Source organism: Methylobacterium platani, assembly GCF_001653715.1.
Classification (GTDB): Bacteria; Pseudomonadota; Alphaproteobacteria; order Rhizobiales; family Beijerinckiaceae; genus Methylobacterium; species Methylobacterium platani.
Genome location: NZ_LWHQ01000090.1, coordinates 22,865 through 36,092, shown reverse-complemented (window position 1 = coordinate 36,092; position 13,228 = coordinate 22,865). Strand labels below are relative to the sequence as shown.

Sequence of the window (13,228 nt, the reverse complement as noted above, 5' to 3'; positions counted from 1 at the left end):
GCCGCCGGCCGGAGCGCGGGTCCTCGAGCGGTGTCCGGCGGCAGCGCGATCGGGCGCTGCCCTAGGCCTGTCGCTCCGGCCGCACGAGGTCCGGGCGTCGCTCGCGGGTGATGCGGGCCGATTCCGCCGCCCGCCAGCGGGCGATGGCTGCGTGGTTGCCGCCGGTGAGCACGTCCGGGATCTCTCGCCCCTCCCAGTCCCGCGGCCGGGTGTAGTGCGGGTATTCGAGGGCGCCGCCCTCGAAGCTCTCCTCGACCCCGGAGGCGTGCTTGCCCATCGTGCCGGGCAGGAGGCGCACGCAGGCATCGAGCACCACCAGGGCCGCGGGCTCGCCGCCCGACAGCACGTAGTCGCCGATCGACACCTCCTCGAGGCCGCGCCCGGCGATCACCCGCTCGTCGACGCCCTCGAACCGTCCGCAGACGACGATCACCCCCGGCCCCTCCGCCAGCGCCCGGACCCGCCCCTGCGTGAGCGGCCGGCCGCGCGGGCTCATCAGCAGGCGCGGGCGGGGATCCCCGGGACCGGCGGCGGCGTCGATCGCCGCCGCGAGCACGTCGCAGCGCAGCACCATCCCGGCCCCGCCGCCGGCCGGGGTGTCGTCCACCGTCCGGTGGCGGCCGAGGCCGTGCTCGCGGATGTTGCGCGCCTCCAGGCTCCAGGCGCCCCGCGCCAGCGCGTCGCCGGCGAGCGACAGGCCGAGATGGCCGGGGAACATCTCGGGGTAGAGGGTCAGGACCGTGGCGCGCCAGGGCGCCTGAGGGGCGGGGGAGGTCATGCGGGTTGATGGCCCCGGCGGGGCGGGGCGGTCAACCGGGGCGGCCGCCCGGAAGAGGTCCGGCCGCTCACTCCTCCTCCGCCCGGCACAGCGCGTCCACCGCCGCCAGGTACGCCTTTGCGTCGAACTTCTTGAGCGTGTTCTGCCCGAGATAGCGCACGGTGCCGAACACCTTGCGCCGGCCCCAGGGCCGGTCGTGCAGGCCGAACAGCCAGGCGACGTTGGTGAACGAGTTCGCGTCGCGCCCGTCGAGGAAGTAGCGGTTGTTGAGGCGCAGGGCGACCGCGAACGCCTCTTCCGGGGAGGGCGACCATTCGAGGATCTTCTTGCCCCAGTACATGCGCAGGTGGTTGTGCATGTAGCCGGTCTCGCGCATCTCGCGCATCGCGGCGTTCCAGTACTCGTCGTGCGTGCGGCCGTCCGCCAGCGCCCCCTCGTCGTAGAGGTGCGGGCGCGGATCGTCGGCGTGCTCGGCCAGCGCCTTGCGCGACCAGTCGGGCAGGGCGGTCTCGTAGCGGTCGTAGCCCGGATTGAAGTTCACGTGGTTCATCGCCAGCTCGCGCCGGACGATCAGCTCCTCCAGGAACGCCGCCCGGTCCTCCGGGCCGCCGGTCTTCGCGGCCTGCACCTTGAGGGCGGCGGCGACCGGCGAGATCTGTCCGAAATGCAGGTAGGGGCTCAGGTGCGAGGCGGCCCCGGCCTCGGGCCGGTTGCGCACGGTGCCGTACTCGGCGAAGGGCCCGGCGAGATAGGCCTCCAGCCGGCGATAGGCCTCGACCTCGCCGCCGCGGAAGCGCTTGACCGGCGCGACCTTGCGGTCGAGCGTCATCGCGGCGAGCGCCCCGTCGGGATCGGAGACGTCGAGGTCGCTCTCGAGGCCGAGGTCGTCGGCCGGGTGCTTGACCGTCCGGGCCCGCAGGGGGGCGAGGTAGGGCTCCCAGGTCCTGTGCAGCTTCGGCCGCAGGGTGCGGGCGGCGAATTCGTGCTTGCCCGAGGCGACGTCGACCGGCACCACCACGTCGCCCTCGACCTGGACCAGCCGGCCGTCGAACCCCTTGTCGATCTCGGCGTACCAGCTCTTCTGGATCGTCAGGTAGCCGCGGTCGAGGACCAGCATCGCGGCCTTGCGCCCGAGCTTCAGCGCCGCCTTCGCGGGCGTGGCGCGATGCAGCACGAAGGCGATGCCGCGGCGCTCGAGGCCCGCCTTGGCGTCGGCCAGCCCCTGGAGCAGGAAGGCGTAGTGCCGGGCATTGGCCTCGGGGAAATGGGCGCCGCTGTCGAGCAGGCCGAACCCCGCCACGACCGGGAGCCCGAGGCGGTTGGCCTCCTCCACGGCGTATTCGAGCGCCGGGTTGTCGCGGCTGCGCATGCCCTGCTGCATCAGGTAGAGCACGTAGGCGCCGTCGCGCGGCTCCACGTCCTTCAGAACCCGGATCCGCCCCGCCTGAATCGCCATCCCGCACCCCCGTCAGGTCCTCGAACCTAGGCCGTGGCGGGCTCCGGTCGAGCGCGGCGCGGCGCCGCTGCCCGCAAAAGCGGCAACGATGCCGACAATCGCGCCTTGCGTTCCGGCACCGCACTCCTATCTTGTTGCAGTGCGGGACCGCGATGGCGTCGCGATCCCGTTGCCCTTCTTGGGCGTTTCCTCCCTAGACTTCGGGCCGCCCGCAAGGGCGGCCTTTTTTCTTGCCTTCACGCTTCGCTAAGCCTCTCGGGCCAGCATACCCTTGCGCCCGGTGGAGCTTATGGCCGCGCTCCGCGTTGCCACACGGCGCTGGCCCGTCTCGTGCATCGCGGGCGATGGGAGCCGAGCGTGAGGGAGCGGTCGAGCGATGCGTCAGTTCACCCTGCGGGTCGAGGAGAGCGGCGAGGGCCTCGTCTGCATCACCAGCCCGGAGATCAAGAGCCTGTTCGTGGCCGACGAGACCCTGGCCGGCGCCCTCGAGGCGGTGCCGAGCGTGGTGCGGGCGCTGATGCGCGAGGAGGGGCGGGGCACCCTGCCGGGCGAGGAGGCCGCCGAGTAGGCGGCCCCGGCGCGCCGCCCGGCGCAGACCGCGCCCCGGGCGGCGTCAGCCCCGGGCGCGTGCCCGGATCATGAAGTTGTCGTAGGTGTATTCCGCGACCTGGAACCAGAGGTATTCCTCGTTCCGGAACGCCTTCAGCACGTCGTAGACGCGCTTGAAGTCCGGGTTCTTGGCGCCGAGCTCGGCGTAGAGGTCGTTCGACGCCTTCAGCGCCGCCTCCATCACCTCCTGCGGGAAGGGGCGCAGCTGCGCCCCGCCGCCGACGAGGCGCCGCAGGGCCGCCGGGTTGCGGGCATCGTACTTCGCCTGCAGGTCGCCGTTGACGCTCGCCGCCGCGGCCTGCGCGATCGCCCGGTAGGCCTTCGGCAGCTCGGCCCATTTCTGGGCATTGAACCAGAAGTGCAGCATCGAGCCGCCCTCCCAGAAGCCCGGATAGTAGTAGAACGGCGCCACCTTGTTGAGGCCCAGCTTCTCGTCGTCGTAGGGGCCGATCCACTCGGCGGCGTCGAGGGTCTTGCCCTCGAGCGCGGCGTAGAGGTCGGCGCCCGGCATCGTCTGAGTGGCGACGCCGAGCTTGGCGAGGACCTGGGCGCCGAGGCCGGCGATGCGGAAGCGCAGGCCCTGGAGGTCGGCGGTCGTCTTCACCTCGCGCCGGAACCAGCCGCCCATCTGGGTGCCGGTATTGCCGCCGGGCAGGGCGTAGAGCCTGCTCTTGGCAAAGATCTCGTTGAACAGGTCGAGCGCCCCGCCCTGGTACATCCAGGCGTTCTGCTGGCGCGCGTTGAGGCCGAACGGGATCGCGGTGGCGAGCGCGAAGGTCGGGTCGCGGCCGACCTCGTAATACGCCGCGGAATAGGCCATCTCCAGCGTGCCGGCCCCGACCGAGTCGAGGAGGGCGGCCGATTCGCCGGCGGGCGCCGCCGCGACCTCGATCTGGAAGCGGTTGTCGGTCGCCTCGGCGACGAGGCGGGAGAACAGCTCGGCGGCGCCGTAGAGCGCGTCGAGGTTGCGCGGGAACGCCGATTGCAGGCGCCAGCGCAGCTCGGGCGCGCCCTGCGCCACGGCCGGCGCCGCCAGGGCGGTGCTTCCGGCCAGGCCGAGGCCGGCCGTCAGGATGTCGCGACGCTTCATGCTCTGCTCATCAGCCTTTGCCATCGGAGGAACGTGCGTACCGTGTCGCCGCCAGAGGTAGCGCGCTTGCGGACAAAGCGCACCCGGCGGGCGCGGGCCTGCCCCTGGGCAACCCCCTCGTGCGCGGGTTACGCCTATGCTACGTCCCGGCGGGGCGCCGTGCCGGCGCACCGCCGTCCCGCCGGAGCCCGACCCGCGTGAAGCCCGAACCGATCTCCCTGCACACGGTCTGCGGCCTCGAGGAGCTGGGCCACCACTCGACCCGCGGCGTCACCCACGTCCTGTCGATCCTCGACCCGGCCTGGCCCGAGCCGGAGGCCTTCGGCGCCTACGACGCGCATCACCGCACCACCCTGCGCTTCCACGACATCATCGAGCCGACGGACGGCCAGGTCCTGCCCGAGCGCCGGGACGTCGAGGCGATCCTGCGCTTCGGCGAGGAGCTCGCCGCCGAGACCGCGCGGCGCAAGACGCACCTGCTGATCCACTGCCATGCCGGCATCTCGCGCTCGACCGCCGCGATGACGATGCTGCTCGGCCAGGCCCATCCGGACCTCGACGCCGAATCGGTCGTCGGCAAGGTCCATTCCCTGCGCGAGAAGGCCTGGCCCAACGCCCGCATGATCGCCTTCGCGGACGACGCCCTGCACTACGACGGCCGCCTGACCGAGGCGGTGCGTCGCCTGCATGCCGAGCAGCTGCGGGTGCGCCCGAACCTCGTCGAGCTGATGCGGGGCCTCGGGCGCGGGCGGGAGGTCGACGCGGCCTTGGCGGGGTAGCGGGGGTCACCCCCCGGCGAGCACGTAGCGCTCGATCGCCTCGGCGAACCCGTCCGCCTCGTTCGACCCCGTGACCCGGGTCGCCGCCCGCTTCACCGCGTCGCTCGCGTTGCCCATCGCGATCGACAGGCCGGCACGGGAAAACATCGCGGTGTCGTTCGCCATGTCGCCGAGCACCGCCACCGCGGCGAGGGGGATGCCGCGTTCCCCGGCGATGCGCGCCACGAAGTGGCCCTTGTCGATGTGGGGCGGGGTGACGTCGAGATAGTAGACCTGCGAGCGGTGCACGGCCGCGCCGTCGCCGATCTCGTCCGCCAGGCGCGGCTCCAGGGCGGCGAGGCGGGCGTGGTCGCGGGAGACGCCGACGAGCTTCGCCGCGCGGGCGAGGTGGGGCGCGAGGTCGTCCACCACCCGGGGCTCGGCCTGGAGGGTGCGGCGCTCGAGATCGGTGTAGGGACCGTCCGGGTCGGTCACCAGCCACGCGCCCTCGGCGAAGACCCAGAGGTCGATCCCCTCCGCGGCGAACCGGGACGCCGCATTCCGGGCGGCGTCCTCCGGGATCAGGGTCTCGTCGATCAGCGAGAGGTCGGGCCGCACCACCGTCGAGCCGTTGAAGGCGCCCATCGGCAGGTCGAGCCCGAGCGGCCCGACCAGCGGGCGCAGGCCGATCGGCGGGCGGCTCGACGCCACCGTGAAGGCGATGCCGCGCTCGCGCAGGGCGGCGACGGCGCGGATCGCCCGCGGCGTCAGCTGCTTGTCGCCGGTGACGAGGGTGCCGTCGACGTCGGTGACGACGAGGGAGATGGGCATCGCGGCGGGCTCCTCGGATCTCATGCTCAGATCTCCCTGTGAACCGGCACCGGCTCGGGCGGCGTCTCGGGCCGCAGCGGGACGATCTCGGGCGCCAGCACCCGCTCGCCAAGGGCCTGCGGCCCGAGCGTCAGGGCGAAGAAGTCGAATTCGCCCGGCAGGTCGTTGGCCATCAGGAACTGGAAATGCATCCGGAACGGCCGGAACGAGATCCGGCGGTAGACGGCCGGGTCGATGATCTCGCGGAACTTCGTCGAGCGGATCGCCGGGTTGCGGACCGGGCCCGCGGGGGTCTCGCCGAGGTCGCGGGCGGGGTTGAAGCCCGGGAAGTTCATCCAGTCCTGCGGCGCCTGGTAGTCGGCCCAGACCAGCCGGTCGCTGCCGACGAGCCGCATCACGTCGGCCCGCACCCGGCGCGCCCGCGGGTTGATGGTGACGAGGGGCAGCCCGGCCCCGAGGGTGAGGAGCGACAGGCGCGGGGCGGCGGGCAGGGCCTTCTCCAGCACCCGCGCGGCGACCTCGGCGGCGGTGAGCCCGCCGGAGGAATGGCCGACGATCATCACCTCGTCGACCTCGCCGGCCCGGACGATCCCGGCGACGTGGTCGGCAAACAGCGCCAGGCGGTCCTCGTAGTCCCGCCGCCAGCCGTTGCTGTGCTGCCAGTTGAACACCCAGTCGTTGATGAGCTGGCGCAGGAAGATGCGGTCGAGGAGCGGCGTCGCGGCGAGCACGAGCCCGATGCCGGCGAGCGCCCCGACGAGGCCCGCGGCGAATCCCGGCAGCCACCCGGCCAGCAGATGAGCGACGCCGGTGCCGAGGAACGCCGCGAGCGCCCCGAGGATCAGCACCATGCCGAAGGGATAGAGGATGACGTTGCCGTACTTCCAGTTCAGGCCGTAGAGCCGGAACAGCTTGCCGGTCGCCAGGCTGTGCAGCATGCCGGCGGTGAGCAGTGCCATCGAGGCGATCAGCGGCCGGCGGAAATCCGCCCGCACGACGTCGTCCCACAGGAGCACCTGGTAGGTGGTGCGGGTCTCGGCCTCGCCGCGGCCGGCCTCGACGGTCCAGGTCTGGACCAGGCCGTCGGGCCGGGTCTCGGCCCGGGTGATGCTGCGCGTGCCGAGAGCGAAGCGCTTGGCGTAGCGGGTGAACTCGCGGGCGAACAGCGCCCGGTAGCGCTTGCCCGCCTCCGGATCGTAGCCCGGCAGGTAGACGACGTGGCGCCGCCGCACCGGCCCGGGCGCCGGCGCGGCAGGATCCGCGGCGGGGAAGTCGGGCGGCGTGAAGCCGATCTGTGTGGTCATCTCTGCCCTGTCATCCGTGCCGTGCCATCCTGAGGCCGCGATTTCGTAACCACTGTCGTGCTTGGTCGGCACGGCGATGACGGACGGCCCCTCGTCCTCGTCCCTGTGTCTAGCGGGGAAGGCGACGCCGGGGGAGGGCTCCCGACCGCACTGTGACACGGGGGCCACGGACAGGGGCCACCGAGTCGGCTAGGGACCACTCTCAAGCGAAGGACGAGCAATCTCCCCGATGCGCGCATTCCCGATCGCCCTCTGCGCCGCGCTCGCGGTCTCGGGCTGCTCCAGTTTCCTGCCGGCGTCCGGCCCCTCGGCCAGCGCGGTGGAGACGGGCGCCGACGTGGCGACCGACCAGGGCCTGCTCGCCCGCTACGAGATCGTCGACGTCAATTCCGCCGTGGTCGAGGCCCTGCGCGGCCGCCCCCTCGACAGCCTGCTCGCCTCCTTCGGCGACCGCCGCCCCTCGGTCGAGCCGGTCATCGGCGTCGGCGACACCGTGGCGGTCACGATCTACGAGGCCAGCACCGGCGGCCTGTTCTCCGGCTCCCTGTCGGTCGACCGGTTCTCCTCCGGCTCGAAATCCGCCACCATCCCGCCCCAGGTCGTCACCCGCGACGGGTCGATCACCGTGCCGTATGCCGGCCGCATCCAGGTGGCGGGCAAGCGCGTCCAGGACGTGCAGGCGCAGATCGAGCAGGAGCTCGCCGGCAAGGCGATCGAGCCGCAGGTGATCGTCACCGTCGTCCAGCCGACCAGCACCGCCGTGACGGTGACCGGCGAGGTGACGGCGGGCGCCCGCGTGCCGCTCTCGACCAAGGGCGACCGGCTGCTCGACGTCGTCGCGGGGGCGGGCGGCGTGCGCGCCCCGGTCTCCGAGACCTTCGTGCGGCTGTCGCGCGGCGCGACCACCGCGACGGTGCCGCTCACCGCGATCGTCTCCAACCCGCGCGAGAACATCTTCCTGCGCCCCGGCGACACCCTGACCCTGGTGCGCGACCCCCAGACCTTCCTGGCCGTCGGCGCGCTCGGGGCGCAATCCGAGATCCCGTTCGCCGCCGAGGGCATCACGCTCGCCCAGGCGCTCGCCAAGGCCCGCGGCCTGTCCGACGTGCAGGCCGATCCGGCCGGCGTATTCCTGTTCCGGTTCGAGCCGGCCTCGGTGGTGCGCCGGATCCGCCCGAACAGCCCGCTGCTGTCGTCGAACTTCGTGCCGGTGGTCTACCGGATCAACATGCGCGACCCCAACAGCCTGTTCGTTTCCCAGGCCTTCCGGATGCGCAACCGCGACCTCGTCTACGTCTCGAACGCCCCCTTCACCGAGGTCCAGAAGGTGCTCGGCGTGTTCTCGACCATCACCGCGCCGGTCTCGGCCGGCGCCTCGGTCTACGCCGGCGTGCGCTAGACCGTCGTCCGACGAAGCGGGACCCGCTTCGTCGTCGACCCTGCGGGACGAGCGAGGCTCGAGCATCGGCCGATCGCCGCGACACGGCAGGCCGGCCCGGGCCTTGCTCTCGTCCGGCTTCGGGCGCCCCGCCGCGCGGCGCGGACCCTCGCCTCAGGATCTCGGACGAGCCGGCCTTTGCCGGACCGGGACGCATCACCGAGCATTCCGATCCCTCTCCCGGACGACTGAAGCGTCAGCGGGAGGAGATCCGGGATCCAGCATTGAAAGCCGCGAAGCGTCCGTGTGTCTGCACCGGTGCAGCATTCGGAGCCGCTGCGCGGCACGTCTCCCGCTGGATCCCGGATCTCCCTCCACTTCGTTGCAGTCGTCCGGGAGAGGGGGAGCCTTCCGACGATCGCCAGCCTCCACGGTCGAGATGCGGTCGCACGGTCGTGGCTCGTGGGGCAGCGCGATCCGGCGCGGCTCTTAGCCGAGCCGCTCGCGCTCCCGGCCCGCCTCGATGATCGAGCGGATGCGGGCGGCCATCGTCTCGATGGCGAAGGGCTTGGTCAGCACCGCCATGCCGGGGCCGAGCTTGCCGCTGCCGAGGATGTCGGTCTCGGCGTAGCCGGTGATCAGCAGCACCTTGAGGTCGGGCCGGGTCTCCCGCGCGGCATCCGCCATCTGGCGGCCGTTCATGCCGCCGGGCAGGCCGATATCGGTCACCAGCAGGTCGATGCGGACGTCCGATTGCAGCACGCGCAGGCCCGCCGCGCTGTCGCCGGCCTCGATCGCCGTGTAGCCGAGATCGTCCAGGATGTCGGTGACGAGCATCCGCACGGTCGGCTCGTCGTCGACCACCAGCACCGTCGCGCCCTCGTCCGAGCGCGGCAGCTCCAGGGCCCCGCCGGCCCCGTTCTCCCGCGGCACCGCGCCGTCGTGGCGCGGCAGGTAAAGGCTCACCGTCGTGCCCTCGCCGACGGTCGAGGCGACGCGCACTTGGCCGCCGGATTGCTGGGCGAAGCCGTAGATCATCGACAGGCCCAGCCCCGTGCCCTCGCCGATCGGCTTCGTCGTGAAGAACGGCTCGAACACCCGGGCGATCACCTCCGGCGCCATGCCGGTGCCGGTATCGGTGACGCGCAGGCGCAGGTACTCGCCCTCGGGCATGTCGTGCCGGCGCGCGGCCCGCGCGTCGATCGACCGGTTGGCGGTCTCGACCGTGATGCCGCCGCCGTCGGGCATCGCGTCGCGGGCGTTGATGCAGAGGTTGAGCAATGCGTTCTCGAGCTGCGACGGATCGACGAGCGCCGGCCAGGCATCCGGGGCGCCGACCACCTCGAGGGCGATGCCCGGCCCGACGGTGCGCTGGATCAGCTCCTGCATGCCCTCGACCAGCCGGTTGACGTCGGTCGGCTGCGGATCGAGCGTCTGGCGGCGCGAGAAGGCGAGGAGCCGGTGGGTCAGCGCCGCGGCGCGCTTGGCCGCGCCCTGCGCCGCCGCCATGTAGCGCTCGACGTCCTTGAAGCGGCCTTGCGCGAGCCGGGTCTGCATCAGTTCGAGCGAGCCCGAGATGCCGGCGAGCAGGTTGTTGAAGTCGTGGGCGAGGCCCCCGGTGAGCTGGCCCACCGCCTCCATCTTCTGCGACTGGCGCAGCGCCTCCTGGGTCGAGGCCAGCTCGGATTCGGCCCGCAGCCGGTCGGAGATGTCCTTGGCGAAGTGGAACGCGCCGATCACCCGGCCCTCGCCGTCGCGCAAGGGGGAGTAGGAGACCTCCCAGGCCGGCTTGGCGAGGTCGGGGTCGCCGAATTCCTCCGTCACCGTATAGGCTTCGCCGGTGAGCGCCCGGGCCATGAAGCCGCGCATCACCGGCGCCTGGTCCGGCGGGAACAGGTCGGGGAAGACCTCGCCGATCTGCACCCGGTGCCCGAAGATCCGGTAGAACTCGTCGCTGTGGGCCTGGTTGAAGGCGATCAGCCGATAGGCGGTGTCGAAGGCGCAGATCGGCGCGGCGCTCGACTGGATGATGTCGCCGTAGAGCCGCAGCTCCGCCGTGCGGTCGGCGACCTGCCGGCCGAGCGAGACGGTGAGGTCGCGCGAGGCGGCCTCGGCGGCCTTGCGCTCGGTGATGTCCGTGGCGGCGCCGTACCACTCGGTGATCCGGCCCTCCTCGTCGAGCACCGGGACGGCGCGGGACGAGGCCCAGCCGATCGACCCGTCGGCGCGGTGGACCCGGTGATCGAGGCTGTAGGAGGTCTTGGTGCGGATGGCGCGCTCGATCTCCGCCCGCAGCGCCGGGCGGTCCTCGGGCGGGATGTAGCCGTCGATCCAGTCGGTCGAGGCCGACGTCGTGTCGGTCAGGAAGTCGCCGCCGGAGAGCTGGTACAGCCGGCTCCAGTCGGCGCTGATCCGGTAGCGCACCTCGGAGGACGAGCGCACCAGGGCGTCGAGCATCTGCTCGCGCCGGCGCAACGCCTCGCCGAGGTTGCGCAGGTGCTCGCGCTCCAGCGTGACGTCGAACTGCGAGGCGAAGAAGTAGGTGAGCGCGCCGTCCTCGTCGAAGACCGGCGAGATCAGCAGCCGGTTCCAGAACCGCTCGCCGTTCTTCTTGTGGTTGAGGAGCTCGATCTCGATCGCCTCGCGCCGCCCGATCGCGTCGCGGATCTTCGCCACGTCGGCACGATCGGTGTCCGGCCCCTGCAGGAAGCGGCAATTCCGCCCCAGGACCTCGCCGCGGGTGTAGCCGGTCAGCTTGGTGAAGGCGGCGTTGGCGAAGATGATCGGGTTGTCGGGCTGGCTCGGGTCGGTGATCAGCATCGGCATCCGCGTCGCCCGCACGGCGGCGGCGAACGGGTCGTGGCTCGGGGCGAGGCGCCCGATCTCGGCATCGATGCGGTCTGTTTCGCGGCGATCAGTCACTGGTCCGTCGCCCTCACTCGCGACCTCCGGCGGCGCTCTCTTAGCACCGGGACCCGGCCCTACCATAGCGTGACCGTGTCGCGCACGACCCTGTTTGCACTGCGGCGATCCGCGCGGGCGTCAGTCCGGACGGGGGGCGCCCGCGACCCGGGCGACCGCTTCGGCGCAGGCCGCCATCGCCCGCAGGACCGTCCCGGGCGGCAGGGCCTCGAAGCGGTAGCGCGGCAGGCTGACGCTGATGCAGCCGAGCACCCGGCCGCCGGCACCGCGAAGCGCCATGCCGTAGCAGCAGATGTCGAGCTCGTTCTCCTGCCGGTCGAGGGAGTGGCCGTGCGCCCGCGTCCGGGCGATCTCGCGCCGCAGGGCGTCCGGATCGGTGAGGCTGTGGGGCGTGCGCGCCGGCAGCGCGAGCCGGGCGAGGAGCGGGGCGAGGTCCGCCTCGGGCAGCGTCGCGAGCCAGGCCTTGCCCACCGCGCTCGTGTTCAGCGCCACCCGGGTGCCGATGCGCGAGGCCATCCGCACGGTGCGGTGGCTCTCGAGCTTGTCGAGATAGACCATCTCGCCGGCATCCGGCACCGCGAGGTGCACGGTCTCGTCGAGGGCGTCGCGCAGGGCGAGCAGGGGCTCGCGCGCCGCCTGGCGCAGCAGCGAGCCGTCCCAGGACCGGAACGCCAGGCTGACGAGGCGCGGGCCGAGGCAGAGCGCCCCGTCCTCGTCGGTCAGCAGGCCCTCGGCCAGGAGCGCCGCCACGATCCGGTGCACCGTCGGCCGCGGCAGGGCCGTCGCCTTCGCCAGCCGGGCGACGCTCGCCTCGCCGGGCGCGTCCGCCGCCGCCTGCAGCACCCGCATGAACTTGCCGAAGGCGGCGGTACCGGGGACCTCCGGGCGCGGGCCGGCCCCGGGCTCGGACGCGGCGGCGGGTTCGGACTCCTCTGGGGCCATGCGGCGGGCGATCCTTCCAGCGTGCGACCTCAGGCGACGAGGTAGCCGCCGTCGACCGGCAGCACCACCCCGGTCATGAAGGCGGCAGCCGGGCTCACCAGGAAGGTCACCGCCGCGGCGACGTCCGCGGGCGTACCCCAGCGCCCGAGCGGCGTGCGCGCCAGGATCGGCCCGGCCCGGGCGGGGTCGTCCTGCAGCGCCTGCGTGAGCGGCGTCGCGATCCAGCCCGGCGCCACCGCGTTCACGCGGATGCGATCGGGGGCGTACGCGATGGCGAGCGACTTCGTCAGCTGCGCCACCCCGCCCTTGCTGGCGCTGTAGGCCGGCACCAGGCCGCCGCCGAAGAAGGACAGCATCGAGGCGGTGTTGACGATCGTGCCGCCGGTCTCGGCCAGCCGCGGCCGCGCCGCGGCGCAGACCCGCATCGTGCCGGTGAGGTTGACCGCCAGCACCTCGGCGAACACCTCCGGCCGGTGCTCGTCGCCCCGGCGGATGATGCCGGCGCAATTGACGACGATGTCGAGCCGGTCGCAGGCGGCGACGAGCGCGGCGACCGCGTCGCCGTCGGTGACGTCGAGCTCGTGCGCGGTGAGGGGTAGGCCGTCCGGGACCGGGCAGGCGGCGGCCCCGATGCCGGCGGCGAGCACCCGGGCGCCGAGGCCGGCCAGCGCCTCGGCGATGCTCGCGCCGATGCCGGAGGTGCCCCCCGTGACCAGGGCGGTGCGGCCGGCGAGCAGGGTGGGGGTGAAGGTCATGCCGTGCGCTCCGTCGGAATCAGGGTCTCGCCGCCCTCGACGGGCTTGCGCACCAGGACGATGTAGGCGACCGCCGCCAGCACCGCGACCGCGGCGGCGGCCAGCAGCGCGTTGACGGAGGATCCGGTGCCCTGGACGATGTAGCCGGTGATCACCGGCGCGAACGAGCCGGCGAAGTAGTTGATGATGCCCGCCGCCGTCAGGAAGCCGACGGCGATCCACTGGATGCGGCGCAGGCGCGGCGACTTGACTGAAGCCGACTTGGGGAATGACGACTTGGCGAAAGACGACTTGGTGGCGGACGAAGACGTGCCGGACGACATCGCGTTCCGGTCCTCCCGATTGGTGTTCGTTGAGACGTGCCGGGGCCGTGCGCGGTGTCCGGCCGCTCCAGGCGGGTCGGGT

12 protein-coding genes are annotated in these 13,228 nt (G+C 72.7%); 3 read left to right on the top strand and 9 right to left on the bottom strand.

Going from position 1 to position 13,228, the window contains the following annotated elements; all coding sequences use genetic code 11:
* Positions 1–61: 61 nt before the first annotated feature.
* Together trmD and A5481_RS30605 are read right to left on the bottom strand one after the other, a co-directional pair.
* Complete coding sequence (gene trmD / locus A5481_RS30610) at positions 62–778, bottom strand: tRNA (guanosine(37)-N1)-methyltransferase TrmD (protein ID WP_064504493.1); 717 nt, start codon at positions 776–778, stop codon at positions 62–64.
* A 67-nt stretch (positions 779–845) separates the two neighbouring features.
* A complete protein-coding gene (locus A5481_RS30605) occupies positions 846–2,234 on the bottom strand; it encodes a deoxyribodipyrimidine photo-lyase (protein ID WP_048434872.1) in 1,389 nt (462 codons plus the stop codon).
* A 376-nt stretch (positions 2,235–2,610) separates the two neighbouring features.
* Here A5481_RS30605 and A5481_RS30600 point away from each other — a divergent pair, with 376 nt between their 5' ends.
* On the top strand, positions 2,611–2,802 hold the full coding sequence (locus tag A5481_RS30600) for a hypothetical protein (protein ID WP_048429329.1): 192 nt from the start codon (positions 2,611–2,613) through the stop codon (positions 2,800–2,802).
* Positions 2,803–2,847: 45 nt separating this feature from the next.
* Here A5481_RS30600 and A5481_RS30595 read toward each other — a convergent pair whose 3' ends face one another.
* Positions 2,848–3,933 (bottom strand): TRAP transporter substrate-binding protein, encoded by a 1,086-nt coding sequence (locus A5481_RS30595; RefSeq protein ID WP_048434873.1) that lies wholly within the window; start codon positions 3,931–3,933, stop codon positions 2,848–2,850.
* A 197-nt stretch (positions 3,934–4,130) separates the two neighbouring features.
* Here A5481_RS30595 and A5481_RS30590 point away from each other — a divergent pair, with 197 nt between their 5' ends.
* Positions 4,131–4,712: a tyrosine phosphatase family protein gene (locus A5481_RS30590; RefSeq protein WP_048434874.1), complete on the top strand. Its 582-nt coding sequence runs from the start codon at positions 4,131–4,133 to the stop codon at positions 4,710–4,712.
* A gap of 6 nt (positions 4,713–4,718) precedes the next feature.
* On the opposite strand, the gene A5481_RS30585 is transcribed toward A5481_RS30590, so the two are convergent.
* Positions 4,719–5,522, bottom strand: a complete 804-nt coding sequence (locus A5481_RS30585) for a Cof-type HAD-IIB family hydrolase (protein ID WP_048434899.1) — start codon at positions 5,520–5,522, stop codon at positions 4,719–4,721.
* A 26-nt stretch (positions 5,523–5,548) separates the two neighbouring features.
* Entirely contained in the window at positions 5,549–6,826 is a 1,278-nt protein-coding gene (locus A5481_RS30580) for a lipase family protein (protein WP_048434875.1), read from the bottom strand.
* Between the two features lie 229 nt (positions 6,827–7,055).
* On the opposite strand from A5481_RS30580, the gene A5481_RS30575 reads away from it, so the two are divergent.
* Positions 7,056–8,225 carry a polysaccharide biosynthesis/export family protein gene (locus tag A5481_RS30575; protein WP_048434876.1) on the top strand — a complete coding sequence of 390 codons (1,170 nt, stop codon included), beginning with the start codon at positions 7,056–7,058 and terminating at the stop codon, positions 8,223–8,225.
* 468 nt (positions 8,226–8,693) lie between these two features.
* On the opposite strand, the gene A5481_RS33035 is transcribed toward A5481_RS30575, so the two are convergent.
* The 4 genes from A5481_RS33035 to A5481_RS30555 form a co-directional block, all read right to left on the bottom strand.
* A complete protein-coding gene (locus A5481_RS33035) occupies positions 8,694–11,126 on the bottom strand; it encodes a PAS domain-containing protein (protein ID WP_245238919.1) in 2,433 nt (810 codons plus the stop codon).
* A 120-nt stretch (positions 11,127–11,246) separates the two neighbouring features.
* On the bottom strand, positions 11,247–12,068 hold the full coding sequence (locus A5481_RS30565) for an IclR family transcriptional regulator (protein WP_048434877.1): 822 nt from the start codon (positions 12,066–12,068) through the stop codon (positions 11,247–11,249).
* A 29-nt stretch (positions 12,069–12,097) separates the two neighbouring features.
* On the bottom strand, positions 12,098–12,823 hold the full coding sequence (locus A5481_RS30560) for an SDR family NAD(P)-dependent oxidoreductase (RefSeq protein ID WP_048434878.1): 726 nt from the start codon (positions 12,821–12,823) through the stop codon (positions 12,098–12,100).
* Positions 12,820–13,146, bottom strand: a complete 327-nt coding sequence (locus A5481_RS30555) for a hypothetical protein (RefSeq protein WP_048434879.1) — start codon at positions 13,144–13,146, stop codon at positions 12,820–12,822. Before A5481_RS30555 ends, A5481_RS30560 begins: the two co-directional genes overlap by 4 nt.
* Positions 13,147–13,228 lie beyond the last annotated feature (82 nt).

Excerpts from the sequence above, each read along its gene's own strand:
- trmD (WP_064504493.1), bottom strand. The coding sequence starts at position 778 with ATGACCTCCCCCGCCCCTCAGGCGCCCTGGCGCGCCACGGTCCTGACC.
- A5481_RS30605 (WP_048434872.1), bottom strand. The coding sequence starts at position 2,234 with ATGGCGATTCAGGCGGGGCGGATCCGGGTTCTGAAGGACGTGGAGCCG.
- A5481_RS30600 (WP_048429329.1), top strand. The coding sequence starts at position 2,611 with ATGCGTCAGTTCACCCTGCGGGTCGAGGAGAGCGGCGAGGGCCTCGTC.
- A5481_RS30595 (WP_048434873.1), bottom strand. The coding sequence starts at position 3,933 with ATGAAGCGTCGCGACATCCTGACGGCCGGCCTCGGCCTGGCCGGAAGC.
- A5481_RS30585 (WP_048434899.1), bottom strand. The coding sequence starts at position 5,522 with ATGCCCATCTCCCTCGTCGTCACCGACGTCGACGGCACCCTCGTCACC.
- A5481_RS30580 (WP_048434875.1), bottom strand. The coding sequence starts at position 6,826 with ATGACCACACAGATCGGCTTCACGCCGCCCGACTTCCCCGCCGCGGAT.
- A5481_RS30575 (WP_048434876.1), top strand. The coding sequence starts at position 7,056 with ATGCGCGCATTCCCGATCGCCCTCTGCGCCGCGCTCGCGGTCTCGGGC.
- A5481_RS30565 (WP_048434877.1), bottom strand. The coding sequence starts at position 12,068 with ATGGCCCCAGAGGAGTCCGAACCCGCCGCCGCGTCCGAGCCCGGGGCC.
- A5481_RS30560 (WP_048434878.1), bottom strand. The coding sequence starts at position 12,823 with ATGACCTTCACCCCCACCCTGCTCGCCGGCCGCACCGCCCTGGTCACG.
- A5481_RS30555 (WP_048434879.1), bottom strand. The coding sequence starts at position 13,146 with ATGTCGTCCGGCACGTCTTCGTCCGCCACCAAGTCGTCTTTCGCCAAG.